This is a genomic window from Sinorhizobium sp. BG8, assembly GCF_016864555.1.
Taxonomy (GTDB): domain Bacteria; phylum Pseudomonadota; class Alphaproteobacteria; order Rhizobiales; family Rhizobiaceae; genus BG8.
The window spans coordinates 2,104,665-2,130,627 of sequence record NZ_CP044011.1; the positions used below are offsets into that span (position 1 = coordinate 2,104,665).

At 63.7% G+C, this 25,963-nt stretch carries 18 protein-coding genes and 1 pseudogene; 15 read left to right on the forward strand and 4 right to left on the reverse strand.

Annotated elements, in window-relative coordinates; all coding sequences use genetic code 11:
* The first annotated feature begins 140 nt into the window (after positions 1–140).
* The 7 genes and pseudogenes from F3Y30_RS09855 (at position 141) to era (ending at position 6,776) form a co-directional block, all read left to right on the forward strand.
* A pseudogene (locus F3Y30_RS09855) lies at positions 141–2,365 on the forward strand (bifunctional (p)ppGpp synthetase/guanosine-3',5'-bis(diphosphate) 3'-pyrophosphohydrolase).
* A 400-nt stretch (positions 2,366–2,765) separates the two neighbouring features.
* Positions 2,766–2,918, forward strand: a complete 153-nt coding sequence (locus F3Y30_RS09860) for a DUF3563 family protein (protein ID WP_203426255.1) — start codon at positions 2,766–2,768, stop codon at positions 2,916–2,918.
* Between the two features lie 165 nt (positions 2,919–3,083).
* Positions 3,084–3,659, forward strand: a complete 576-nt coding sequence (locus F3Y30_RS09865) for a DUF2062 domain-containing protein (RefSeq protein WP_203426256.1) — start codon at positions 3,084–3,086, stop codon at positions 3,657–3,659.
* Between the two features lie 81 nt (positions 3,660–3,740).
* The gene (gene acpS, locus F3Y30_RS09870; RefSeq protein ID WP_203426257.1) at positions 3,741–4,151 is read left to right on the forward strand and encodes a holo-ACP synthase; all 411 of its coding nucleotides are present in this window, start codon (positions 3,741–3,743) and stop codon (positions 4,149–4,151) included.
* Between the two features lie 128 nt (positions 4,152–4,279).
* Complete coding sequence (lepB, locus tag F3Y30_RS09875) at positions 4,280–5,023, forward strand: signal peptidase I (protein ID WP_203426551.1); 744 nt, start codon at positions 4,280–4,282, stop codon at positions 5,021–5,023.
* Positions 5,020–5,733, forward strand: a complete 714-nt coding sequence (gene rnc / locus F3Y30_RS09880; protein ID WP_203426258.1) for a ribonuclease III — start codon at positions 5,020–5,022, stop codon at positions 5,731–5,733. The genes lepB and rnc overlap by 4 nt, the downstream gene beginning before the upstream one ends.
* Before the next feature lie 113 nt (positions 5,734–5,846).
* Positions 5,847–6,776: a GTPase Era gene (era, locus tag F3Y30_RS09885; RefSeq protein WP_203426259.1), complete on the forward strand. Its 930-nt coding sequence runs from the start codon at positions 5,847–5,849 to the stop codon at positions 6,774–6,776.
* Positions 6,777–6,824: 48 nt separating this feature from the next.
* Here era and F3Y30_RS09890 read toward each other — a convergent pair whose 3' ends face one another.
* Positions 6,825–9,200: a GGDEF domain-containing phosphodiesterase gene (locus F3Y30_RS09890; protein ID WP_203426260.1), complete on the reverse strand. Its 2,376-nt coding sequence runs from the start codon at positions 9,198–9,200 to the stop codon at positions 6,825–6,827.
* A complete protein-coding gene (locus F3Y30_RS09895; RefSeq protein ID WP_203426261.1) occupies positions 9,187–10,239 on the reverse strand; it encodes a spermidine/putrescine ABC transporter substrate-binding protein in 1,053 nt (350 codons plus the stop codon). The genes F3Y30_RS09890 and F3Y30_RS09895 overlap by 14 nt, the downstream gene beginning before the upstream one ends.
* A gap of 195 nt (positions 10,240–10,434) precedes the next feature.
* Here F3Y30_RS09895 and F3Y30_RS09900 point away from each other — a divergent pair, with 195 nt between their 5' ends.
* Together F3Y30_RS09900 and F3Y30_RS09905 are read left to right on the forward strand one after the other, a co-directional pair.
* Complete coding sequence (locus F3Y30_RS09900) at positions 10,435–11,688, forward strand: cyclopropane-fatty-acyl-phospholipid synthase family protein (protein WP_203426262.1); 1,254 nt, start codon at positions 10,435–10,437, stop codon at positions 11,686–11,688.
* A gap of 153 nt (positions 11,689–11,841) precedes the next feature.
* Positions 11,842–14,148, forward strand: coding sequence for a Tex family protein (locus F3Y30_RS09905; protein ID WP_203426263.1), 2,307 nt, complete (start codon positions 11,842–11,844; stop codon positions 14,146–14,148).
* Positions 14,149–14,196: 48 nt separating this feature from the next.
* Here the strand turns inward: F3Y30_RS09905 and F3Y30_RS09910 are convergent, their stop codons facing one another.
* On the reverse strand, positions 14,197–16,062 hold the full coding sequence (locus tag F3Y30_RS09910; protein ID WP_203426264.1) for a Na/Pi symporter: 1,866 nt from the start codon (positions 16,060–16,062) through the stop codon (positions 14,197–14,199).
* A gap of 308 nt (positions 16,063–16,370) precedes the next feature.
* Here F3Y30_RS09910 and mprF point away from each other — a divergent pair, with 308 nt between their 5' ends.
* Both mprF and F3Y30_RS09920 read left to right on the forward strand, forming a co-directional pair.
* The gene (gene mprF, locus F3Y30_RS09915; RefSeq protein ID WP_246752927.1) at positions 16,371–19,007 is read left to right on the forward strand and encodes a bifunctional lysylphosphatidylglycerol flippase/synthetase MprF; all 2,637 of its coding nucleotides are present in this window, start codon (positions 16,371–16,373) and stop codon (positions 19,005–19,007) included.
* 39 nt (positions 19,008–19,046) lie between these two features.
* Positions 19,047–20,423, forward strand: coding sequence for an AcvB/VirJ family lysyl-phosphatidylglycerol hydrolase (locus F3Y30_RS09920; protein WP_246752928.1), 1,377 nt, complete (start codon positions 19,047–19,049; stop codon positions 20,421–20,423).
* An 85-nt stretch (positions 20,424–20,508) separates the two neighbouring features.
* Here F3Y30_RS09920 and F3Y30_RS09925 read toward each other — a convergent pair whose 3' ends face one another.
* On the reverse strand, positions 20,509–20,832 hold the full coding sequence (locus tag F3Y30_RS09925; RefSeq protein WP_203426265.1) for a metalloregulator ArsR/SmtB family transcription factor: 324 nt from the start codon (positions 20,830–20,832) through the stop codon (positions 20,509–20,511).
* A 52-nt stretch (positions 20,833–20,884) separates the two neighbouring features.
* Between F3Y30_RS09925 and F3Y30_RS09930 the strand changes: the two genes are divergently transcribed.
* The 4 genes from F3Y30_RS09930 to F3Y30_RS09945 all read left to right on the forward strand — a co-directional run bounded on the left by F3Y30_RS09930 (position 20,885) and on the right by F3Y30_RS09945 (position 25,801).
* Positions 20,885–21,364 (forward strand): SRPBCC domain-containing protein, encoded by a 480-nt coding sequence (locus F3Y30_RS09930; protein ID WP_203426266.1) that lies wholly within the window; start codon positions 20,885–20,887, stop codon positions 21,362–21,364.
* Positions 21,365–21,454: 90 nt separating this feature from the next.
* Positions 21,455–22,219 carry a DNA repair protein RecO gene (gene recO / locus F3Y30_RS09935; RefSeq protein WP_203426267.1) on the forward strand — a complete coding sequence of 255 codons (765 nt, stop codon included), beginning with the start codon at positions 21,455–21,457 and terminating at the stop codon, positions 22,217–22,219.
* Positions 22,216–22,725: a PaaI family thioesterase gene (locus F3Y30_RS09940; RefSeq protein ID WP_203426268.1), complete on the forward strand. Its 510-nt coding sequence runs from the start codon at positions 22,216–22,218 to the stop codon at positions 22,723–22,725. Before recO ends, F3Y30_RS09940 begins: the two co-directional genes overlap by 4 nt.
* Before the next feature lie 199 nt (positions 22,726–22,924).
* Positions 22,925–25,801: a DUF2339 domain-containing protein gene (locus tag F3Y30_RS09945; protein ID WP_203426269.1), complete on the forward strand. Its 2,877-nt coding sequence runs from the start codon at positions 22,925–22,927 to the stop codon at positions 25,799–25,801.
* Positions 25,802–25,963 lie beyond the last annotated feature (162 nt).

The window sequence follows — 25,963 nt, forward strand, 5'->3', positions numbered from 1 at the left end:
GTCGTACCTTCGAAGGGGGAAGCACTATCGTCGCTTTTGTCGCCGGATGGATTTGAAAATGCGCGCATTTCCTGCATCCATCTTTCGTCCACATTCAGATTCGTTCCTTGGGAACGGATGAACGCAGGTTCCGACCCTACATGATGCGCCAGTATGAACTCGTCGAACGGGTTCAAAAATACAAGCCCGATGCGAACGAGGCCCTCCTGAACAAGGCCTATGTCTATGCGATGCAGAAGCATGGGCAGCAGAAACGGGCGAGTGGCGATCCCTACATTTCCCATCCCCTCGAAGTGGCCGCCATCCTGACCGACATGCGGCTCGACGAGTCGACGATCGCGGTAGCCCTCCTGCACGACACGATCGAGGATACGACCGCGACGCGCGCGGAAATCGACGATCTGTTCGGGGAGGATATCGGCGCCCTGGTCGAAGGGCTGACGAAGATCAAGAAACTCGACCTCGTCACCAAGAAGGCCAAGCAGGCGGAGAATCTCCGCAAGCTGCTGCTTGCGATTTCCGACGATGTGCGCGTTCTCCTGGTGAAGCTGGCCGACCGGCTGCACAACATGCGCACGCTGGATCATATGTCGCCGGAGAAGCGGGCGCGCATCTCCGAAGAAACGATGGACATCTACGCCCCGCTTGCAGGGCGCATGGGCATGCAGGACATGCGCGAGGAGCTGGAAAACCTCTCCTTCCGCCACATCAATCCGGAAGCCTACGAGGCCGTTACGCGAAAGCTGCAGGAACTTTCCCAGCGCAACGAGGGACTGATCCGAAAGATTGAGGAGGAACTGGGTGAACTGCTCGTCGCAAGCGGGCTGACCGGCGCACAAGTCAAGGGCCGGCAGAAAAAACCCTATTCCGTCTTCCGCAAGATGCAGTCCAAGTCGCTCTCCTTCGAGCAGCTTTCCGACGTATACGCCTTCCGCATCATCGTCGACGATGTTCCGTCTTGCTATCGCGCGCTCGGTATCGTGCACACGCGCTGGCGTGTCGTTCCCGGACGGTTCAAGGACTACATCTCTACGCCGAAGCAGAACGACTACCAGTCGATCCACACCACCATCGTCGGTCCGTCGCGCCAGCGCATCGAGCTTCAGATCCGCTCGAAGCGCATGCACGAGATCGCCGAATACGGTATTGCGGCCCACGCCCTTTATAAGGACAAGGAGCCGAACGGCGGCGATGAGCGGCAGTCGCCCCGCTCGAACGCCTATGCGCTGTTGCGTCGTACGATCGAGTCGCTTGCGGAAGGCGACAATCCGGAGGAGTTCCTCGAGCACACCAAGCTCGAGCTGTTCCAGGATCAGGTGTTCTGCTTCACGCCCAAGGGCCAGCTGATCACCCTGCCGCGTGGCGCGACGCCCATCGACTTCGCCTATGCCGTGCACACCAACATTGGCGACACCTGTGTCGGCGCCAAGATCAACGGCCGGATCATGCCGCTCGTCACCCGCTTGAACAACGGCGACGAGGTGGAGATCATCCGGTCCGGCATTCAGGTGCCGCCGCCGGCATGGGAAGAGATTGTGGTTACCGGCAAGGCGCGCGCGGCAATCCGGCGCGCCACACGTGCTGCCGTCCGCAAGCAGTATTCCGGCCTCGGTTACCGCATCCTCGAAAGGACCTTCGATCGCGCCGGCAAGTCATTCTCGCGCGATGCGCTGAGACCGGTGCTCCATCGCCTCGGCCAGAAAGAGGTCGAGGACGCCATCGCGTCGGTCGGGCGCGGGGAGCTCTCGTCGCTCGACGTGCTGAGGGCGGTCTTCCCGGATCACCAGGACGAGCGCGTGACGGTGAAGCCCAGTTCCGACGAGGGCTGGTTCAACATGCGCAGCGCCGCAGGCATGGTGTTCAAGCTGCCCGGCAAGTCGAAGGTTGCGGCGGAGGAGGCCATCGGCAACGGTCCCGAAGCGCTGCCCATCCGCGGCCTTTCCGGGAATGCGGAGGTGCACTTCTCCGAGGGGGCGCCGTTCCCGGCGATCGCATCGTCGGCATCATGGAGAAGGACAAGGGTATCACGATCTATCCGATCCAGTCGCCGTCCCTGCAGAAGTTCGATGACGAGCCGGATCGGTGGATCGACGTGCGGTGGGATCTGGACGAGGCCAACAACACCCGGTTCATGGCGCGCGTGTCGATCAACGCTCTGAACGAGCCGGGCACGCTTGCCGAAGTGACCCAGGTGATCGCCACCAGCGACGTGAACATTCGCTCGATGAGCATGAGCCGGGTCGCCACGGACTTCACGGAGGTTCAGATAGAACTCGAGGTCTGGGACCTGCGTCAGCTCAACCAGCTGATCGGCCAGCTCAAGGAGCTGCAGTGCGTGTCCACCGTGCAGCGCGTCTTCACCTGATCGACGCCTGCTCGTGTTTTCGCTGTTTATGACCGCATCCCAAATCGCTTGGGCTGCGGTCGCTCGAACCGTATCAGCCGGATGTATGGACGGACCCAACAGTTTGTTTCGCGTGCAGGCGGGGTGGGACCGGTGGCGCTTGTCGCGCCCGCCGCCCCTCCGCGCCACCATGATTTTGCGTCAGCTCTTCGCGATTTGCATATTTGTTCGGCAGATAGTGCCAAAGTTGCGAATTTTTTTCGCATAACTGGAGTTTTAGGGCCGTAGAGAGGCTGCACTGCCCAGGGATTGACCGGTAGATATGTGTAAAATGCATGGCTGATCTCATTTTGTATCGCTGGTGAAAGGTGAGCCTCCACCCTATGTTCGTGCTCGGGAGGTCAACCGATAGAGGTTCACCATGTTGAAGCAGATCAAGAATTTCACCCGCGCCCTGCGCGCTCCGACCGCCGAAGACCGCGAAGCCGCCTACCTGAACGGCGCTATCGACCGGATCGACCTGGAATACCGCCAGCGTCAGATCGACCGCGGCATGTTCCGCAAGTTCTACTAATATCCGCTCGCTCCCATATCCGTGGCGCAACGTGCAAGATGCGCCACAGGGGGTAGGGGACAGGAAGAACGGAGCCCGCCGACAGGGGCTGGCTCACCAGCGATTGCGACGCCGGTTGCAGCAATGCCATTGAATTGCCATCAACCAATCGGCTATGTCTGAGCAATGTTGTTTAGACGTCGGAATCCGCCAACACTGCGTGAGCGGCTGCGCGCGCTCTTCTGGCCGCGCAAGGGCCTTGTCCGTCCATTCAGATATATAGGCAAGCGCATCCTCAGGCTCGGCGCTTCGCCACATGCCGTCGCCGTCGGCGTGGCGGCCGGGGTCTTCTCCACCTTCACGCCCTTCGTCGGGCTGCATATCGTGATCGCCTGCGCGATCGCCTATGCGCTGGCAGGAAACCTGCTGGCGTCGGCGCTGACGACCGCGCTTGGAAACCCCATTACCTTTCCGCTGATATGGCTCGCGACATTCCGCGTCGGCGACGTCGTTCTCGGCACGGGCGTATCCGGCGGGCAGAGCTCGGCCGATCTCGTCCACATGCTCGAGCATCTCGAGTTCACGGAACTCTGGCAGCCGGTTCTCAAGCCGATGCTCGTGGGCACGTTGGTGCTGGGGTCCGCGGCCGGGATAGCAGCCTACGCCTTGACGTTGATCGCCATGCGGGCGTTCCGGAAGCGGCGGCGGCTGAGGATAGCCGAGCGCGTCGCGCCGCAGCGTGCCACGACAGCAGGACCGTGATCTGAACCGGCGTTGCGGTTCTGTCGCTGCCCTCGCGCTGCGACAGCTGACCCTGAACGTCTCATTTATAGAGCGAGCGACATGATAGTTGGAATCGGCAGCGACCTCATAGATATCCGCCGCGTGGAAAAGTCGCTGGAACGCTTCGGCGAGCGCTTCACCCACCGCTGTTTCACCGAAATCGAACGGCGCAAGTCGGACGGCCGCAAAAACAGGGCCGCATCCTACGCCAAGCGGTTTGCCGCCAAGGAGGCCTGCTCCAAGGCGCTCGGCACGGGGCTAGCGCAGGGCGTTTTCTGGAAGGACATGGGCGTGGTGAACCTGCCCGGGGGCAAGCCGACCATGCATCTGACCGGCGGCGCGTTCGAACGGCTCGCCAAGCTCATGCCCCCTGGATACGAAGCAAGAATTCACATCACTATTACCGACGATTTTCCGCTGGCCCAGGCCTTCGTCATCATTGAGGCGGTACCGTTCGGTACACCTTCCTGAGAAGGGGTGTGACAACGGGCGCATCGGCTGCGCTTGCGGGCGGCGCAACAATTGCGACCGTCCGATTTCATTTCCCCTGAACTTGCGCTAGAGAGTGCGAAATGTTTGTAGAAAAGGACAAGTCCGGCGTGGCAGAAAAGACTGAGAAGGCCCAAAGCGGCCTGTGGGAAAACGTCAAGGTCATCATCCAGGCGCTTCTTCTCGCCGTCGTGATCCGCACCGTGCTGTTCCAGCCCTTCACAATTCCGTCAGGTTCGATGATGCCGACCCTGCTTGTCGGCGACTATCTGTTCGTCAACAAGTTCTCCTACGGCTATTCGAAGTATTCACTGCCGTTTTCTCCCAATCTCTTCTCGGGTCGCATCTTCGCAAGCGAGCCGACGCGGGGAGACATCGTCGTGTTCCGCTTCCCGCCGAACCCGGACATCGACTACATCAAGCGGCTCGTCGGCTTGCCGGGCGACCGCATCCAGGTGCGCGACAGCGTACTCTACGTCAACGACGTTCCGGTGAAACGTGAGCCCGACGGCTTCTTCCGGTCGGATGACCGCTACGACACCGGCGAGAACATTCCTGTCTTCCGCGAAACCTTGGACAATGGCGTCAGCTTCGACACGCTGGATACCCGGATTGGCACGGTCGGCGACAATACCCGTGAATTCATCGTGCCCGAGGGGCACTATTTCATGATGGGGGACAATCGCGACAATTCGGCCGACAGCCGCTTTGACGTCGGATTTGTTCCGGCCGAGAACCTGATCGGACGCGCAAGCCTGATCTTCTTCTCGCTCGGCAACGACACCGCTTTCCGCGAAATCTGGAAATGGCCGGCCAACCTGCGCTGGGACCGTCTGTTCAAGGTCGTTGAATGAAGACGGCGAAGCCGTTGAACGAAGCCAACCGCGGCCGTGCAGAGGCCGCGATCGGCTACTCCTTTACCGATCCCGAGCGCCTCGATCGGGCGCTCACGCACGCCAGCGCCCGCGTCGCGAAGGGCGGAAACTACGAGCGCCTGGAATTTCTAGGAGACAGGGTTCTCGGTCTGTGCATTGCCGAGCTGCTGTTCCGCACGTTCCGGGATGCCGCCGAAGGCGAGCTTTCGGTCCGCCTCAACCAGCTGGTCAGCGCGGAAGCCTGCGCCAAGGTGGCGGATGAGCTCGAGCTGCACCAGTTCATCCGCACGGGCGCCGACGTCAAGAAGCTCACGGGAAAGGCGATGATGAACGTCCGAGCGGACGTGGTGGAATCGCTGATCGCCGCGATCTATCTCGACGGCGGCCTGGAGGCGGCGCGTGCCTTCGTACTGCGCAACTGGGAGCGCCGGGCGGCACATGTCGACAGCGGTCGTCGCGATGCCAAGACCGAGCTGCAGGAATGGGCCCATGCGCGGTTTTCGACCACGCCCGTCTACAGGGTTGACGACCGGTCCGGACCGGATCACGATCCCCGCTTCACCGTGACCGTGCAGATTGCGGGCATTGCGCCCGAGACGGGGACGGACCGCTCCAAGCGAGCAGCCGAGCAGGTCGCGGCGACGAAGCTGCTGGAGCGCGAAGGGGTCTGGCAGAAGTCCGGCGCATAGCCTTCGGGTCGTTCTCGACCCTGGAAGCTTGGGCCTATGAATTCACATTGCAATTGCCGGAAAGAGGTCTGGTGTCCGTGCGGACGCGGCCCCGGCGGAAATCGACGGATAAGATGACAGACATCGAGCAGACCGCAGACAATGGCGGCGCACCGACCAGATCGGGTTTCGTCGCGCTGATCGGCGCGACCAATGCAGGCAAGTCGACCCTCGTGAACCGCCTTGTCGGTGCGAAGGTCTCGATCGTCAGCCACAAGGTGCAGACGACGAGGGCGATCGTCAGGGGCATTGCCATCCACGACAGTGCCCAGATCGTGTTCATGGATACGCCCGGCATCTTCAAGCCGCGCAGGCGCCTGGATCGTGCCATGGTCACGACCGCCTGGGGCGGTGCCAAGGACGCCGATGTGATCATGTTCCTGATCGACAGCGAACGTGGCCTGAAGGGCGATGCCGAGACCATTCTCGATGGGCTTTCGGAAGTCCACCAGCCGAAGATCCTGGTGCTCAACAAGATCGACCAGGTTGCTCCGGAAGACCTGCTGAAGCTCGCCAAGGCCGCCAACGACAAGGTCGCGTTCGAGCGCACCTTCATGATCTCGGCACTGAACGGCTCGGGCTGCAACGACGTCATGGAGTATCTTTCCAAGAAGCTCCCCGAAGGGCCCTGGTACTACCCCGAAGACCAGATTTCCGATCTGCCGATGCGCCAGCTGGCCGCGGAGATAACCCGCGAGAAACTCTTCCTGCGCCTGCATCAGGAGCTTCCGTATTCCTCGCACGTGGAAACGGAGAAATGGGAGGAGCGCAAGGACGGCTCGGTGCGCATAGAGCAGGTCATCTATGTCGAGCGCGACAGCCAGAAGAAGATCACCCTCGGCAAGGGCGGAGAAGCCATCAAGGCGATCTCGTCCGCGTCCCGCAAGGAGCTGTCGGAGATTCTCGAACAGCCGGTGCACCTGTTCCTGTTCGTCAAGGTACGCGAGAACTGGGGCGACGATCCCGAACGGTTCCGGGAGATGGGGCTGGAATTCCCCCGTTGAGGCAACGGCCGCTCTCTCGTCACCAGCCCTCGAGGTTTGAAGAGGGGATCAGGCGCGGCGTGAGCGTGTATCGTCTGCCGCGGAAGCGCGTGCGGTTTCCCGTGCCTGATCGACCAGCCGCTGCATCGCCCAGATGCCGACATCCTTGATCTTCAGCGGCTTGCTGATGAGGTAGCCCTGGAAGAGGTCGCATCCGGCCGCCGCCAGCAGCGTGAGCTTGTCCGTGGTGTCGACTCCCTCAGCGACAACAGCCATTTCCTGCGCGTGGCAGAGTGCGACGAGGGCGCGAAGCGTCGGCAGGGAGGCAGACCTGGTCAGGCTTTCGACAAGGCTCCGGTCCAGCTTGATGGTATCGGCAGGGTATTCGATCAGCTGCTGCACCGAGGTGTAGCCGGCGCCGAAGTCGTCGATGGAGATCCGGAAGCCTTTGGCGCGCAGGATGTCGATGTTGCGTTGGGACTGGTCGCCAAGCTTGACCGCGAAGGTCTCCGTCAGCTCGATCTCGATGGTCCGCGCCTCGACCCCGTGCCGCTCCAGGCAATCGATGAAGTGTTCGCTGATCGACTTGGTGTAGAGTTCGGCCGAGGAGATGTTGATGCACAGGATCGTCTCGGGACCGAAGAGCTTTTTCAGCTGTTCGCTGTCCGCCATCGCCCGGTCGATGACCCACCAGTCGATCTTGCTGAAAAGACCTGTCGTCTCGGCAATCGGAATGAATTCGTCCGGCGTCACGTTGCCGAGCTCGGGGGAGGTCCAGCGCAGCAGAGCCTCGCAACCCGTCACCTTGCCGCGGCCGTCGACGATCGGCATGTAGACCAGGTGGAACTCTTCGTTGGGATCGAGCGAGCGAAGTTCCTCTTCGATCCGGCGCCTGCGGGTCCTCTTTTCATGAAGCGACCGCGAATAGCGTGCCGAACCGTTCTTTCCCTGGGATTTGGCCTGATACATCGCGGCATCCGCGTTGGCGATCAGCTCGGGCAGTGTTTCCGCATCTTCCGGGCAGACAGCGATGCCAATGCTGGCGGTCACGGGATAGGACTTGTCCAGAACCTCGAAACCTTCGGCAAAAAGGGCGAGGATCGCGCCGGAAATCTCCGTGATCGTCCCGTCACCCGGGTGCGAGCGCACCATGATCGCAAACTCGTCGCCTGAAAGGCGTGCAATGAGGCCCTCGGGAAGCTTCCGCCGCGCGAGCACGCTGTCGACGATCGCCCGGACCCTGAGGGCGAGCGTTTTCAGGAGTTCGTCGCCCACCTTGTGGCCGTGCTTGTCGTTGACGAACTTGAAGTTGTCGACGTCGATGAAAAGCAGGGTGCAGCCCGTGGACGACGCCTTGGCGTCGGCAAGAAGCTGGGTGGAGCGGATGTTGAAGTATTCGCGGTTGCTGATCCCGGTCAGCGTGTCCGTCCAGGACGTCGTCTGCACGAGATCGAAGGAGTGGGTGGCGTTGTCGTGGAGACGCTTCACGTTCTCGGACAGGCGCCCGATCTCTCCTGCCTCGACGGTCTTCTGGATTTCGGCGCGGTGGCCGGACATGACTTCCGTCAGCTGACGGTCGAGCCGTGCGATCGGATTGGTGATGTAGCGTCTGACGAGCAGAAGCACGATGCCGATGGTGACGATGCTGAGGGCGACGGCGCCGCCGACGAGGAGCAGCTTGAGGTTCCGAAGCTTCTCGTCGAGAAGGGCGGGATCGGGCGTGAGGCGGGCGAAGAGCGAAGGGCCGAGCTTCGCGGTTGCCGAAAGGCTTCCCTGTGCCATCATCGGGTGAAGGGAAATCTCCAGGCGGGCCGTATACTGCTGTTCGAGGCTCTTGCGCATTTCCATGAAGCCGGTGGGCTTCACTGCGGTCTGGACCAGGATCGAACCGCGCTTGGCGCTCGATACCGGACGGCTGAACGTAAGCGGGTCGATGAATTCCGAGTGGATGATCAGCGGATCGGTGCCGTCTGCTTCGATGTAGGACCATGACGACAGCTTCGGGCTGTCGATCACGCGCCTGGCGTGATCCAGCTGGGCGTGCGGGATCTCGGCGAAGGGATCGGCGCTGTTCTCATAGTAGTAGTCGACGGTAAGCGGCGGCCGGATCACGGTAAGCGACACGAATTTTGTCGGATCCTCGGAAAGCGAGGTGATGCTTTGTTGAAGCTGCACGCCAAGCGCATTGCTTCTGTAGCTCGCATCGGGCTCGTTGATGAAAAGGCGTATCGCGTTGCCTTCCATCAGCGAATAGATGAGGCTTTTGTTCTGGGTCACGTCGTTCTGGAAGACAGCCGTGAGCAGTCCCATCTGCTGCCAGAGGCGGGCGCGTTCCAGGCCGAGGATGGAGGAACTCTGCGATATGTAGAGCAGCGAGGCGGCCAGCACATAGCCTGCGAGCACCACTGGGAAGATAAGAAGAAAAGATCGTCTACCGAGGGTCACGGAACTGCACCAGGCTGCTTATGATGCGCCGACGGGCCTGGACCGACTGGACGGTCAGCTCCTCTTGAGTCTGGCTCCTGGCCAGGATCTCGCTCGGCGGATAGATTTCGGGATTGTCACGCATCTCGGCCGGTATTTTCGAGAGAGCTGCGCTGTTGGCGGTCGGCATGTTGAGCGTGATCGCATTGCGGGCCGAATTCTCCGCATTGGCGATGAAATCGACGAGTTGCAGGGCGAGCTCTTTTCGGCGCGAGCGCTCGTTGACGGACATGCAGTCGAGCCAGGAGAGCGTACCCTCCTTCGGCACGGCATAGCGCCACAGGCCCGGTTGGCCGACCTTCTCGTTCAGCACGTGCTGGTCGCCGCTGTAGCCGATCGCCATGTAGATGTTCGGCCCCTGGTTGGCATTCTGGATCGAGGTGATGACGTAGTCATAGGTCAGCACAAAGGGCGACTGCGTCTTCATGACCTCGTAGGCGGCCTTCAGGGTTTCGTTGTCGTTCGCGTTGATCGACTTGCCGAGCAGGACCAGGGGCGCCACGAAGGCCTCGTTGTGATCCTCGTACATGGCGATGTGGCCCTTGAGCTCCGTCTTCGGGCGCATGAGGTCCGCCCAGGAGGTGGGCGTAACCGAGATCTTGTCGGACCTGTAGAGGATGCCCATCGTGCCCCAGAGGTAGGGAACGCCGTATCCGCCGCAGCGCGAACTCCATTCCTGCGAATAGTCCTTGAGCGAGGGCTCGTTATCGACCGTCATCGGCGTCAGCACGCCGCGGTTGCCGAAGAGCTTTGCGCCGTTTTCCCCCGTGACGACGAGATCGACATCGTTGTCGGGATCCGAAAGGATCTCGTCGCGCACGTCGCCGCTGTCGTAATAGGTCTGCTGCACCGTGATACCGGTCTTCTCGGTCCAGGCCGAAAGTATCGCCGGGTCGATATACGCTTCCCAGATCAGCAGGTTGAGATTTTGGGCACTTGCGCCAGATGGCGTGGCAAGTACGGCGATCGCCATCGCCGCCGACAGGAGAGATTTGCCCATGTGCCCAAGCCCCGTTCCGTTAGGTGAGCGTCAGGATAGACTTCAAGAATTGATGAACTGTTACAACCCCTAAGCAATACCGGTCCCATCAGTGCAGCCATCGCTTTACTTCCTCGCGCCGGCGATTTGTCTTGCCTCCCGCGAGGAAGCCGTTACCGTTCCGTCAGCCTTTGCGTGATCAATCGGGAGTCCCGCATGGACACGGTGTTTTCGGCGATGCTGGGGCGGGTGATCCGCACCGGAAATCTCGTCCTCGTGGATTCGGCCGGAGGTGTCCGGACTTTCGGGGACGGCAAGGGAGAGGCCCTGCGTATCCGCCTTGCCGACGAGAAAGTGGGCCAGGAGATTGCCGCCGACCCCGCGCTGACGCTCGGTGAAGCCTTCATGGACGGCCGCCTGCTGGTCGAGGAGGGCACGGTCTTCGATCTTCTCTCGCTGCTCCGACGCAACGGTGTACGCCGCGCAGCGACGCCGGGTCTGCGCCTTAAAACGATCGGGCGGCTGTTGTCCTATCAGCTGCGTGCGAGGCTGCCGGTCAATCGCAACAAGCTGAACGTCGCGCATCACTACGACCTCGATGCCCGCCTCTTCGACCTCTTCCTGGATCACGACTGGCAGTATTCATGCGCCTATTTCGAGCCGAAGGGCATCGGCCTCGAGGAGGCGCAGCTGGCGAAGAAGCGCCACATCACCGCGAAGCTGCTGCTTGAGCGGGGACAGACCGTGCTCGAGGTCGGCTCCGGCTGGGGAGGGCTCGGGATGTACATGGCCGAGGCCGCCGGCGTCGACGTCACGGGAATTACGCTCAGCGAGGAACAGCTTGCCGTATCGCGTGAACGGGTGCGGATCCGCGGCCTTTCGAACAGCGTGCGCTTCGAGTTGCGGGACTATCGCGATCTTTCGGGACAGTACGACCGGATCGTCTCGGTCGGCATGTTCGAGCATGTCGGCATCGCGCATTACGGCCGGTTCTTTCGCAAGATGGCCGAGGTCCTGAAAAAGGAGGGTGTCATGGTTCTCCACTTCATCGGACGCACGCGACCGGCCCATGCCATCAATCCCTGGATCGAGAAATACATCTTCCCGGGCGGATATCTCCCTGCGCTCTCGGAAGTCCTGCCCGCGGTCGAACGCGCGGGTCTGCTGGTCAAGGACGTCGAGATCTGGCCGATGCACTACGCCTGGACGCTGCGCGCCTGGCGGGAACGGTTCATGGCCCGGAGGACGGACGCGGTTCGCCTCTATGACGAGCGCTTCTGCCGCATGTGGGAATTCTATCTCGCCGCAATGGAAGCGGCCTTCCGCCACGACCGGTTGCCGGTCATCCAGCTCCAGCTCGCCCGGCATCAGGATGCTGTGCCCTACGCCCGCGACTATATCGCCGAAGCGGAGCAGAGACTGAAAGCCTTCGAGGCCGATCGTCCTCCGCTCGAGCCCGTGAGTTTCTGATCGGCGCATGCGGCGATCTGGAAGGCGCTCCGCCTCGGTCCCGCCCCGATCATATGTTGTGGACTCCGCTCGCCGCCGCCGGACGCGGTGGTTGGCGGGGCGCGGTGGGCGCACTATGTTCGCCGCCCGCCGAAAGCGCAGATGGAGACTGACATGACCGCAACGCCGCTCAAGATCGCCAACCTGATCGCAGCCGAAATCAAGGCCAGTGCCGCGCAGGTTTCCTCCGCGGTCGAGTTGCTGGACGGCGGCGCGACCGTGCCCTTCATCGCGCGCTACCGCAAGGAAGTGACTGGCGGGCTGGACGATACCCAGCTGCGCGTGCTTTCGGAACGGCTCACCTATCTCCGGGAACTGGAGGCGCGGCGCGCCTCGATCCTGGAATCGATCGCCGGCCAGGGCAAGCTGACGGACGAGCTCTCCGCCAAGATCGCAGCCGTCAGCACCAAGGCGGAGCTGGAGGACATTTACCTTCCCTACAAGCCGAAGCGTCGCACCAAGGCGGAAATCGCACGCGAGCGCGGCCTCGGTCCGCTCGCAGAGCAGATCCTCGGCGATCGCTCGCTCGTCCCGGCCGATGTAGCGGCGGCGTTCCTGACGGCCGATGTCCCGGATACGAAGGCAGCACTGGAAGGTGCGCGCGACATCGTCGCCGAACAGATCACGGAAAATGCCGACGTGCTGAAGCGGTTGCGCGAATATATGAAGGACAACGCCTTCCTGCGCGCCCGCGTCGTCGACGGCAAGCAGGACGCCGGCGCGAAATTCTCCGACTATTTCGATCACACCGAGCGGTGGTCCGGCGTGCCGAGCCACCGCGCCCTCGCGATGCTCCGGGGCTGGAACGAGGAAGTCCTTTCGGTCGACATCGTCGCCGACCAGGACAGCACCGAACCGGTGAAGCCCGTCGAGCGCATCATCGCTTCCTTCTACGCGGTGGGATCGACCAGGCCGGGCGACCGCTGGCTTTCTGACGTGATCGGCTGGACCTGGCGGGTAAAGCTCTCCATGTCGGTCTCGCTCGACCTGATGCGTGAAATGCGCGAGCGTTCGGAAGAGGAGGCGATCCGCGTCTTCGCCCGCAACCTCAAGGATCTCCTTCTCGCAGCACCCGCCGGCACGCGGGCGACGATGGGACTGGACCCGGGCATCCGCACCGGCGTCAAGGTGGCGGTCGTGGACAACACGGGCAAGCTTCTGGAGACGACGACCGTCTATCCGTTCCCGCCGAAGAATGACATCCGCGGCACCCAGGCTGAGTTGGCGAGCCTCGTGCGCAAGCACAAAGTCGAACTGATCGCGATCGGAAACGGGACGGGCAGCCGCGAGACGGAAAAGCTGGTCGCCGACATGCTGGCCCAGCTGCCCGCGCCGAAGCCGACCAAGGTCATCGTCTCGGAGGCCGGCGCTTCCGTCTATTCCGCCTCCGAGACCGCTGCCGCCGAGTTTCCGGGGCTGGACGTATCGCTGCGCGGAGCGGTCTCGATCGCACGCCGCCTGCAGGACCCACTGGCGGAACTCGTCAAGATCGAGCCGAAGTCGATCGGCGTGGGCCAGTATCAGCACGACGTTGACCAGGGCAAGCTGAGCCGCTCGCTCGACGCGGTAGTGGAAGACGCGGTGAATGCCGTGGGCGTCGATCTCAACACCGCCTCCGCGCCGCTTCTCTCCCGCGTCTCCGGACTGGGGAAGTCAACGGCCGAGGCGATCGTTGCTCACCGGGACCAGAACGGGCCGTTCGCCAGCCGCCAGGAGCTTTTGAAGGTCTCGCGCCTCGGTGCCCGGACCTTCGAGCAGTGCGCGGGCTTCCTTCGCATCCCGAACGGCAAGGAGCCGCTCGATGCCTCCTCGGTCCATCCGGAGGCCTATGGCGTCGCCAAGAAGATCGTTTCGGCCTGCGGTCGCGATCTCCGCGCCCTGATGGGTGATAGCGCCGAGCTGAAAAAACTCGATCCGCGCCTCTTCGTCGACGAGCGTTTCGGCCTGCCGACCGTCAGGGACATTCTCGCGGAACTGGAAAAGCCCGGCCGCGACCCGCGCCCGGAATTCCGCACGGCGACCTTCGCCGAAGGGGTGGATGACATAAAGGACCTGAAGCCCGGCATGCTGCTCGAGGGAACCGTCACGAACGTCGCCGCCTTCGGGGCATTCGTCGATATCGGCGTCCATCAGGACGGCCTCGTGCACGTCTCCCAGCTTGCGGACCGCTTCGTCAAGGATCCGCACGAGGTCGTGAAGGCGGGCGACGTCGTCAAGGTGCGGGTGACCGAGGTGGACGTGGCGCGCAAGCGCATTGGTCTCACCATGCGCAAGGATGGCGGCGCCGATGCGGCTCCCCGCGAGCAGCGGGGCCGCGAGGCACCGCGCGGCGGCAACCAGCGCGCACCGCAGCATAAGCCTCAGGCTCCCGCCCAGGGAGCGTTCGGAGCCGCACTTGCCGAGGCGATGAAGCGGAAGTAGCCGCCGGCAGGCTGAGCGTCACCTTGCGAAGGGCGCAGACGCTTTGCCTTACGGCAGCACGATGAGCGGTGAATCGTCCGAGGAAAAACTGAGGTCGCGCAGCTTGCCGGGCCCCTGCTGTCGGAGCAGGAGCGCGGCGCTCAACCCCTTGGCGATCCGGGCGGCATAACCGAGGTCGTTCAGGAGCGAGCTGAGCTGCAGGCCGTCGATCCGGTCGGCGCGCAGCTCTGCGACGAGCCGGTCGCGAAATTGCGCCTCGAACGCCTCCTGCATCCCCGCCAGCTCCTGCAGCCGGTCGTCGAAGCCCTTGCCCGTTGCGTCCGACCACGCGAGGGACCTGACGTCGTGCAGGACAGTTATGAGGTGTCGCCTGAGGTCGACATAGGCGGCACGGGCAGGGGAGTCCGGCTGGCGCAGGTAGAAGGCGAGGTTCTTCTGCAGCTGCTTGGCATCCTTCACCGTCTCGACGAGTTGCAGGGCCGCAACCTGGCAAGCCGTCCAGAAGTCCCGATGCGCGTCGTCGCCTGCGATATCCACCCGTCCCATGAAGCTCAGCAGGTCTCCGTAGACGCCCTTGATGTGCCGCTGGTAGAGCGCTTCGGCGCTGACGTAGTCGGCGTCGGGCGCGGCCGCGATCAGGCTTTCGTCGTGGCGCGCGGCGTCGAGCTCGCTCACCGGGAGGTAGAGCGCATGGCAGATGACCTCCATGCTGAGGCGAGCGAGATGCCGCAGTTCCTGCATCACGGCAGTGGCTGCCGTGTCGAGCGATTGCAGCGCCTGGGAGGTGAGATAGCGTGCACGGCTGCGCTCGATCGGCTGTTCCGCCGGGGCCGCCCCCGGTAGGAGATAGGGCGGTTCGCCGCGCTCCGGCAGGATGCGTTCGAGTAAGTCCGTGAACCGATCGAGGAACGGCCAGAACAGCACGATACCGAGCGTCGTGAACATCGAGTGGAAGATGGCGAGCATCATCAGTTCGTTGTCGCCGAAGCCGAGAAATCCCGCGATCTTGCCGGTCAGCCACATCTGCGGTCCGAGAAGCGCAAAGGCGACGATGGCGGTCGCCACGTTGAAGATCACGTGGGAAAGGGCAAGCTGTTGGCCCCGCCGGTTGCCCCCGAGCGCGCCGGCAATGCCCGTGGTGACGCTGCTGCCGACCTTGGCGCCGATTGCGATCGCCGCGCCCTGGATCAGCTCAACCTGTCCGAGGGAGAGCGCTGTCAGCGTCAGCATGAGGGTCGCGTGCGTCGATTGCAGCACCAGCGTCAGAACGAGGCCGATGCCCCCGAAAAGCAGGTAACCGAGCCAGCCCGCCGGTTCGTACTGCGTCAGGTCGAGGTTTTCGGTGACGGTGGAGAAGCCGGACTTGATCGCGTCTATGCCGAGGAAGATGAAGGCAATGCCGAGCAGGATCCTGCCGGCCGCCTTCGGTTTCGGTCCGAAGAAGCTGGCGACGACACCAAAGACCAGGAGCGGCAGCGCCAGTGGCGAGAGGCTGATGTTCTGGCCCGCCAGCGCGAGCAGCCAGATGCCGGTGGTGGAACCGAGATTGGCGCCGAGGATGATGGCGACGCCTGCCGTCAGCCCGATCAGCCCGGTGCTGATGAACGCGATCGTCATCAGCGAAACAAGCGTGCTGGATTGCAGAACCGCCGTTCCGCAGAAGCCGATGAGGAAGCTCCTCGGACGCGTCGAGGTGCCGCGCGCCAGAACCTGTTCCAGCGTATCCCCGGCAAGGTTCTTCAGCCCTTCCTCGAGGCATTGCATGCCGAAGAGGAAAAGCGCCACCCCCGCGCAGAGCGTCATCCAGGAGGAACTGCTCCAGAAGCTGTAGGCAAGGAGAAGTGCGCCGAGCGACGCGGCAATGCCGATACCGTAGCCGCGCCATGCCTGGCTGGGGGTGCTGGCGCCGGTCATTGGTTTCTGCCCCGGCGGGAGACAGAACACGGCGCGGGTCCGATCGCGTCAAACTCGCTGAAGGTTGCCTGGGAACCGGTCACCTTTCCCCCACACGCTATCGCCCCTGAAGTGGAACATTACGGCTGCGCGCCGGGCGAAAGTCAACGCGTGGCGCACAGACGACTGCCGACGCGAACGGATGCGCGTGACGCAAACGCTGTCCCTCAGGATGCCACCGGCCGTGCGGGTGCGGTAAGTTGATGCGCTGGCGCGGTTCGCCGTAGAATTGCCTCTTTCCGGTTCGCTGTCTCTGCGAATTCTGGCGCATGGCACTGGTGAAACGCATGCAGAGCGAACTGGCATCCCCCGAAACCCCCAGGGCAAATGACCAACCCAAACTGTTTCCCTGGAGCGGCCACCGCCTCTCCGCGGTCCTGCTGCCCATTGCAGGTGTGGTCATAGCGCTTCTCGCGCTCTACGTGCTCGAACAGCATGTGCATGCCATATCGTTCCGCGAAATTCGCGACGATCTCTATGCGCTGTCTGCGAGCCGGCTTGCGCTTGCCATTCTCTTCACGGTCGTCAGCTTTTCCGCCGTGGCGTTCTATGACGTCGTCGCAGTGGAGACGATTGCGCCGGGCCGCGTTTCGAAGCGGGTCTCCGCGATGGCGGGAGCGGCAGGCTATGCCATCTCCAATGCGCTCGGCTTCTCCCTTTTGACGGGCGGTGCGCTCCGCTACCGGGTCTATGCGGCCCAGGGGATTGAACTTGCGGATATCGGACGCATCGTCGGAACCTCGTGGTTCGCAATCTGGTTCGCCTTCGCCATCATGGCGGCAATCGCCATGGTCGCCGAGCCGGATCAGATACCGTGGCTGGCGACGCTCGGACCCGCCGTCGACGTTTCGATCGGCATTGCCGTTCTCGCGGCAATCGCGGCGCTGGTCCTGTGGCTTTCGCGTGGTGCGCGCACGGTGGGTGTAGGGAGCTTCTCGCTCAGGCTGCCCACGTCGCGCGGTGCGTTGATGCAGATCGCCGCGGGTCTCGTCGACATGACGGCGGCGGCCGCCTGCCTCTATGTTCTGCTGCCGTCAGGAAGCGTCGGCAGCTTTTCCGCCTTCATCCTCGTCTATGTGGTCGCTGTCATTCTTGGGATAGCCAGCCACGCGCCGGGCGGTGTCGGGGCGTTCGAGGCGACCATCATCGCCGGCCTCGGCCTCGGGTCCAATTCGGAGGCGTTGGCGGGCCTCGTTGCATACCGCATTGTCTACACCCTCCTGCCGTTCCTCGTCGCCGTGGCGGGACTGGTCGTCTCGGAGATCCTGCGCCATCGCAGCCGCATCGCCGGGCCGGTCGGCGCCGCTTCCCTGTTTCTGGAGCCCCTGATACCGCCGCTCTCGGCCGGCATCGCCTTCTTCGGGGCAGCGGTCCTGCTGATATCGGCTGTCACCCCGAGCCTCGAAGGGCGCATCGAGGCGCTGTCGGAGGTCATCCCCCTGCCGTTCCTGGAGATGTCGCATCTGGGTGCGAGCTTCGTGGCCGTCGGTTTGCTGATCGTCGCGCGGGGTCTCGCGAAACGTCTTCGCCGGGCGTGGTTCGCAGCCATCATCCTTTTTGCCAGCGGTGCCGTCTTCTCGTTCTTCAAGGGGCTCGACTGGGAAGAAGCCGTCGCGCTGTCGATGATGGCGCTGACGCTGCTGGTGTTTCGCGATTCCTTCTACAGGCGTCCTTTCAACGGAGACATGCATCTTTCCTGGGGCTGGCTCGCCAGCATGGGGACCATGGTCTTTGCCGCCATTTGGCTCGGGCTCTTCGCATTCCGCCACGTAGAATACGACAACGAGTTGTGGTGGCAGTTCGCCTGGGAGGGGGACGCGCCGCGCTTCCTGCGTGGAGCGGTCTTCATCGTGACACTGCTCGCCGCGGTGCTGGTCGATACGCTGATCAACCGGCGGGTCCTGACGCTCGCCCCGGAGGGACGGATGCCGGAGAGCGTGCCGGCGGTGGTCGCGGACGCTCCTTCGTCGTCGGCCGCGCTCGCGCTCCTCGGGGACAAGCGGTTCCTGGTCTCGCCCGACCAGCACGGCTTCGTCATGTACCAGCGCTCCGGGGGCAGCCTCATCTCCATGGGAGAACCGGTGGCTGCGGACGAATCGATGAGTGGGCTCGCATGGGCCTTCCACGAACTCGCGGACAAGTCCGGGCTGCGCACCGTCTTCTATGAGGTCGGCCCGGAACACCTGCCGATGTTCCTCGACATGGGCCTTGTCGCGCTGAAGCTCGGCGAGGTCGCCAGGGTGGACCTCACGACCTTTTCGCTCGACGGACCGAAACGCCAGCCTCTCAGATATGCCGACCGTCGCGCGGACAAGGATGGTCTGACCTTCGAGATCATCCCGAAGGAGAAGGTGCCGGAAATCATTCCGCAGCTGAGCGAAGTGTCCGACGAGTGGCTGGAGATGAAATCCGGCGGCGAAAAGCGCTTCTCGCTCGGTTATTTCGACCCCGGCTACATGAGCCTTTTCGATGTCGCCGTCCTGAAGCGCGGGGAACGGATTGTGGCCTTCGCGAACCTCTGGCGCGGCGGCGGCCATCACGAGATGGCGGTGGACCTCATGCGCTACCGGCAGGACGACTGCAAGGTCATGATGGACGCGCTGTTCACGAAGCTCATGCTGATCGCCAAGGCGGAAGGCTACCACTGGTTCAACCTGGGTGCCGCCCCGCTGTCCGGGCTGACCGACAGGCGCACCGCCTCGAGATGGAACCGCCTCGGCTCGCTGATCTACCAGAAGGGCCGCGACCTCTATCATTTCGACGGGCTGCGCGCCTTCAAGGACAAGTTCGGCCCGGTGTGGACCGCAAACTACCTCATCTGCCCGCCGGGTCTCGACACCGCCCGCGCGCTCCTTGACGTCACCACGCTGATCAGCGGGCGGCCGCTTGTCGGCAAGCGGAAGTGACCCAATTCCCGTTCAGCCACCACGCGGAGTTTGCCTGTGATGAAGCGATATGTCCCGATGGTCGCGATAGTGGCCGCAGTGCTCGCCGGCGCCGCCTACTGGTACTGGCCGATGATCCGCAAGGCGACGGGCTATAAGCCGCCCGCGATTTCCGTCAGCTACGGACGGCTGAACGCGATCCAGCTCCAGCGCCCGGCGGGAGAAGTCGCAGGGCTTGCCATCCTCGTCTCGGGTGCCGATGACCGGGGCGGCCGTGCGGCGGCGCTCGCTCGCGAACTCGAGCGGCGGGACATCGCCGTCCTTCCGGTCGATCTCGACGCCTGGCGTCCTGCGCTCGACACCGATCCGGGCGAATGCATCTACCTCGGCTCAGACATCGAAGGCCTTGCCAAGGAAGCGCAGCGGCTCGTCGAGAGCCGGCACTATCTGCATCCTGTCGTCGTCGGGGTCGGGGAGGGCGGAACGCTCGCCTATGCGGCACTCGCGGACGCCCCGGCGGCGACCTTCGCGGGCGCCGTGTCATTGGAACCTTCGGATGCGCTCGCCACCGCGGTTCCCGTCTGCGAGGGCGCGCGCGCGACGGCCGTCGGCGCACGAGGCTTCAGCTATGCCGAGGATGCGGCCCTTCCGGATCGCGGAGTAGTGATACGGGCCGGCGATGGTCCATCTGACGCCCAGGCGGCTTCCGACACATCGGGTTCGCATCGGCTGGAGGTGAAGGAGGCCGCCACCCCCGAGGCACGGCTTGCCCTGGCCGTTGACGCCGTGAGCGATATCGCTGCCGCCGATGCCGATGCCAAGGCTCTCCCAGTGGTCGACATTCCGGCAAAGGGCAAGGCGGAAAGGCTGGCCGTCTTCTATTCCGGCGACGGCGGCTGGCGCGACATCGACAAGAGCGTCGGCGAAGCGCTCGCCGAACAGGGCGTACATGTGGTGGGCGTCGATTCCCTTCGCTACTTCTGGTCTGTACGCAAGCCCGAACGGATCGCCTCCGACCTTGCGAGGATCGTGCACGATGCCGATCCCTCGGGGAAGCTTCCCATTTCCCTTCTCGGCTATTCGTTCGGTGCCGACACTGCACCCTTCGCCTGGCCGTTCCTGCCCGCAGAGATCCGTGACCGCATCCGCTTCATCGGCCTGCTCGGCACGGAGAAGATGACGCCATTCCAGGTAACGATCGAGAACTGGCTGGGCATGGGCGGGGACCATGAAGTCGCGGCAGCAATCGCAGCGCTGCCGAACGAAAAGGTTCTCTGCGTCTATGGCGGTGAAGAAACGGAGACGGCCTGCGAGGATCCGAGGCTCGCTGCCGTCGAGAAGCTGAAGCTCGACGGCGGGCACCATTTCGACGGCGACTACGACGCTCTTTCCGGACAGCTCCTGGAAGCGATGAAACGACGCGATCAGGCCTCGTGACCCGCTACATCCCGTAAACCGGCTCGGTCAGGCGCAAGGAACATACGTCAAGGCAGGAGCCAGATTTCCCGGATCACGATGGGGTCTATTCACCGAGTTCGTCTTTCAGGGCGGAAAGAACGCTCATCGCGTGGCCGGCATACTGGCTGATCCAGCGGTCGTGAATCCGCTGGATCGGGAGTGCGTTCATGTGGTTCCACCGCTCGCGCCCCTCGCGTCGGGCGATGATCAGGCCTGCTTCCTCCAGCACCTTGAGGTGCTGCATGACCGTGCAGCGATCCATCTCGCGGAAGCGCTCGCAGAGCGCACCGGTGGTCCGGGGCTCGTCCTTGAGAGCGTCGAGCATCTGTCGGCGTTTGCCGTTCGCCAGCGCCCTGAAAACGGCCTCGTCGTCTGATTCGCTTGACATGTTATGTTTTTATAACATAACTTGAGTGACGACAAGCGGAGGAGGAAGCGTCATGCTGGAATTTCGCGTGAACGGACGGATCGCCAAGCCCGTGGCCGAAGTTTTCGATGCCGTCGTCAATCCTGAGAAACTGAGCGGTTATTTCACCACCATCGGCGGGGCGAGCGGCCCTCTGGTGGCCGGCACCACGGTCACCTGGTGGAACATGGCGCCCGTTATCGTCGACGAGGTGGAGGAGAACAGCCGTATCGTGTTCCGCTGGGACGCGATGGTCGAAAAGGGCGAGGAGCCCTACAAGACCCGCGTCGAGATGCGCTTCATCCCGCTCGAGGACGGCGCAACGATGGTGACCATCGCCGAGACGGGCTGGCGGGAAAACGAGCGCGGCCAGAAGAGCTCGTATCTGAACTGCGAGGGCTGGTCGCAGATGCTTTCGTGCATGAAGGCCTACCTCGAATACGGCATCAACTTGCGCCACGGCTACTATCCGAGCGAGCTGAAAGGCGTGGTCGCTTCGGAACCGGATTTTTAAGGCGGGTGGTCCCGGCGGTCGCGTGAGGGGCCAGAACGTGGAGGGCAGGGCAGGCTTTCGTCCGGTCCTGCCACGGTGTAGAACGGCGTCATGCAATGGGATGACGAGGCAATCGTACTGGGCGTGCGCCGTCATGGCGAGACATCGGTCATCGCCGAGATGATGACGCGCGACCACGGACGCCATCTTGGCCTTGTCCGCTCCGGCCGTTCGCGCGCCATGCAGCCGGTGCTGCAGCCCGGAAACTCGGTCGAAGTCACATGGCGCGCGCGCCTCGACGAGCACCTCGGCGATTTTCGGATTGAGCCGCTTCAGCTCAGGGCGGGACGTCTGATGGAGACGGCAACCGCCGTCTACGGCATACAGGCAATGGCGGCGCTGCTGCGTTTCCTGCCGGAACGCGATCCGCACCCGCATCTTTTCAATGCGCTCGGCATCATTCTCGAGCATCTGGACGAACCGGCCGACGCGGGCGAACTCTTCGTGCGCTTCGAGCTTGCGGTCCTGAATGACCTCGGTTTCGGGCTCGATCTCGAGGAATGTGTCGCTACCGGCAGTCGCGAGGATCTGGTCTACGTGTCGCCCAAGTCCGGCCGTGCCGTGTGTCGCGCGGCCGGTGAGCCCTGGGCAGACAAGATGCTGGCACTGCCATCCTTCCTCGCGGTAGAGCGGCGCCACGCCGCCGATTGCGATGCACTTTCGCAGGCCTTCCGGCTCACCGCCTTCTTCCTCAACCGCCATGTGTGCGAGCCGCGGGGCCTGGAACTCGCGTCCGCCCGCGACGGCTTCGTGCAGGCGGTGCTCAAGGCTCTCGCTGTGGCCGAGGCGTCCCGCCCTCAGGAGCTTGCTCAATGAACATCGAAATCTATCCGGGGCTTTCTGTCTCGGGAATCGGCACGCTGCCGCTCGACGTCGTGGCGCGCGACGGCGGATTGAAGGCCCTTCAGGACATGCTCGTCGGGCAATTGCCGGCACCGCCGATGGCGCAGACGCTCAGGTTCACCCTGAAGGAGGTCGAGGAGGGCAGGGTCGTTTTCGTCGGGTACCCGACGGCGGAGCATCTAAATCCGCTCGGCACCGTGCATGGCGGCTGGACCGCCACGGTGATGGATTCCGCGCTCGGCTGTGCCGTCTTCTCGGTCACGAAGCCTGGCGAGGCCTACACGACGGTGGAATTCAAGGTGAACCTCGTTCGGCCGGTCCTGCCGGACATGGGCGAGGTGTTCTGCGAGGGCAAGATCGTTCATCGTGGCAGGACGATCGCTACGTCTGAGGCCTGGCTCAGGGATTCGGCCGGCAAGCTGCTCGCCCATGGCACGGAGACCTGCGCAATTTTCCCCATTTCCAACCTGATGCGCTGACGCTGTCGGCGCGGGACGATTGAAACTCCACGTTGAAACGTCTTTCTATTTTGTTGCCTGAGACGAACCGGGCAGCGGGGACGGGTGTGCGGATCAAATTCAGGAACAACACGCCAAATCAGTGTGTTAGTGTGTGCATGGCGCGAGTGGTCGGAATCGGCCATGCGCGGCAGGGCCTTTTCGAGCGCGGGGAGCAGTCATGGCAGAAATACTGGCACTCGTCGGTGTGATTCTGGCAATCGCGGCGATGAATGCGGCGCGCAAGAATTCCGCGAGGTTAGAGCAGGACATCCTCGCGCTGAGGCAGGAGGTCGAGGCCCTGAAACGGGGCGAGCCGCTGCCAGCTGCCGATATGTCCGAAGCCGAATCGGTCGGGAACATCGCGGAGGCGGCGGAAACGGCCGGGGAACCGACCGAGGAGTTCGCGAGCCCCTGGGCGCGTGCGAGAGAGAACCGCGAGAAAGTGGACGCTGCAGGCCTCGCCGTTTCTGCAAAGGCGGGAGCGGATGCGGCAGGTGCCTCCACGTCCCTGAGCGAAGCGGGCGACGTGCCCGAAGGCGCTCGTGTCGCCGGGCAGGCGGGAGAAAGCCTGGAAAGCCGCATTGGCGCACGCTGGGCCGTGTGGGTCGGCGGACTTGCGCTCGCCCTCGGCGGCGTCTTCATGGTCAAGTATTCGATCGAGAGCGGCCTGCTGAGCCCGGCGGTGCGCCTTTCGCTGGCGGCCGCCTTCGGCCTCTTGCTCCTCGCCGGCGGCGAAGTCATACGGCGCCGGGCCCAACCGCTGCTGCCGAACGAATTCCGCAACGCGATGATCCCCGGCATCCTCACGGCTGCGGGTGCGGTCACCCTGTTCGGCGCCACCTATGTCGCCCACGGGTTTTATGGATACTTCGGCTCGTTCACGGCCTTTTTGCTCTTGTCCCTGGTGGCGTTCGCCACGATCGGCCTCTCGCTCCTGCACGGGCAGGCGCTGGCGGGGCTCGGCCTGCTCGGCTCCATGACCGTGCCGCTCCTCGTCGCGACGGAGAGGCCAAGCGTCTGGGGGCTGTTCGGCTTCCTGACGCTCACCTGGCTCGCGACCCTCGTCGCGTCGCGGCTGCGGCGATGGACAGTCGTGCCCTCGCTCGGCAATCTTGGCCTCGGTCTGTGGTCGGTGTTGTACCTCAGCCAGGCCGTACCGGTCGAAAGCACGCCGGTCGTTCTGTCGCTTGCGGTCATGCTCGCCGGACTGGGGCTTCTCTGGCCGGCCGGCGCGGACGCTGCCGAATCGGCGCCGGAGACGGCACACGCTTCCGGGGACGCATCACCGGATGCACCTGTTGCGGCCGAAGCGCCATGGCGTCGTTTCCTTGCGCCGCAGGGGATAGCATTGCCGCTTTCCGGATCCCTTGCCGTGCTTCTGCCGGCGCTGGTCCTTGCGGCCATGGCTCCGGCGCTTCCGCGGGGCGGACTGTCCTTCGCCCTCCTCATCGCCGCGCTTGCCGTCCTTGGATGCCTGCGCGGCTGGGCGGCCTTGCCGGCGATCCTTGCGTCCGTCGGCGCGCTCCTCGGAACGGTCATTCTTGCCGTGCTTCCCGGTGGCGTCCCGATCGACACGTTGCTTGGAGAAGGCGCCCTGCCGGACACTGCGGGGGTTGCCTCTGCAGTTGGTAGGCTCCCCGTCGGCGAGGTGCTCGGCCTTTCCGCGACCCTCGGGCTGGCCGGAGCGGCGGCACTTACGCTCTTCCGCCGTCGCCTTCCGCCCTTCGCGGCGCTGTGGAGCATTCTCATGACGGCGACGCCGCTGGCGCTGGCGGCGATCAGCTTCCTCGCCTTCGGCAATCTGAGCTTCGATCTCGGGCACGGCCTCTTCGCGCTCGCGTTCGGCGCCGTGCTGCTGGCAGGCGCGGAGATGCTGGGCAGGGGATGGGACGAGAGCGACACGCGGTACCTTCCGTTGTGGGCGCTCGTATCCGGCGGCTTTGCCTTCCTTTGCCTCGGCGTGCATGCCCTGACCGACGGCCTTGCGACCACGCTTCTCGTCTCCGCGCTCGGCATGGCGGCGGTCGTGGTCACCCGCCTTCGCCGCTGGCCGGTGCTTCCCTGGATCATGGTCGCGGCCGCGGTCGTGGTCGCGGGCCGGATTGCCTGGGAGCCGACGATCGTGGGTGCTGCCGCACTTTCGAAGACGCCTGTCTTCAATCAGCTTCTCGCCGGCTACGGCGTACCCGCGTTGCTGCTGGTGCTGGCCGCCTACATGCTCCGCGCCTGGCCGGGCGAACGCGTGCGCAATCTTCTCCAGGCGCTCGCGAGCCTTTTCGCCCTCCTGACCGCGGCTATCCTCGTCCGTCACGCGATGAACGGCGGGGTGCTGGACAGTGCCTTCCCGACGCTCGGCGAACAGTCCGTCTACACCCTTCTTGCCGCGGGCGCTTCCGCCGTGCTGATGACGCTGGACATAAGGTCTCCGAGCCCCACCTTCCGTTTCGGTTCCATGGTCATCGGCGCCGTCTCGATGCTCTCGATCCTTCTCGCCCATTTCATCGGTCTCAATCCGTATTTCACCGGCGAGCCCACGGGGTCGATTCCATTCTTCAACCTTCTTCTCGTCGGCTATCTCCTGCCTGGAGTGGCCTTCGCGGGCCTCGCCTTCTATGCCCGCGACAAGCGGCCGGCACCCTATGTGATGATGCTTGCGCTGACGGGCGCGGCCCTCGTCTTTGCCTGGGTCACGCTCTCGGTCCGTCGCTACTGGCACGGGGAAGGCATTGCCGACTGGAAGGGGTTCCTGCAGGGAGAGACCTACACCTATTCGGTGGTCTGGCTCTTGCTCGGCGTGCTGCTCCTCATCGCCGGCTCGCGGTTCGACGCAAAGAGCATCCGCCTCTCATCCGCCGCGCTGGTGCTGATCGCCGTGGTCAAGGTCTTCCTGATCGACATGTCGAACCTCGAAGGCATCCTGCGTGCGCTCTCCTTCATCGGGCTCGGCGCCGTGCTGATCGGCATAGGTCTCTTCTATCAGAAGGTGCTGTCCGGAAAGGGCAGGGCCGGGCAGGTGTCGCCGCCTGCGGAACTGAGGACCGGAGATGGAACGTGATCGGAACGAACGTTTTAAGGCTCCTGTCCGGTTGGCGAGGATGAGCCATCCGCGAAGGATGGGGCGGCTTCCTCAGTGCGGAAGTATTACCAGCAGTGCCGACATCACGATGCAGGCAAGCACCGACAACTCTATTGCGAATTTCATGGCACGGTCCTCCTG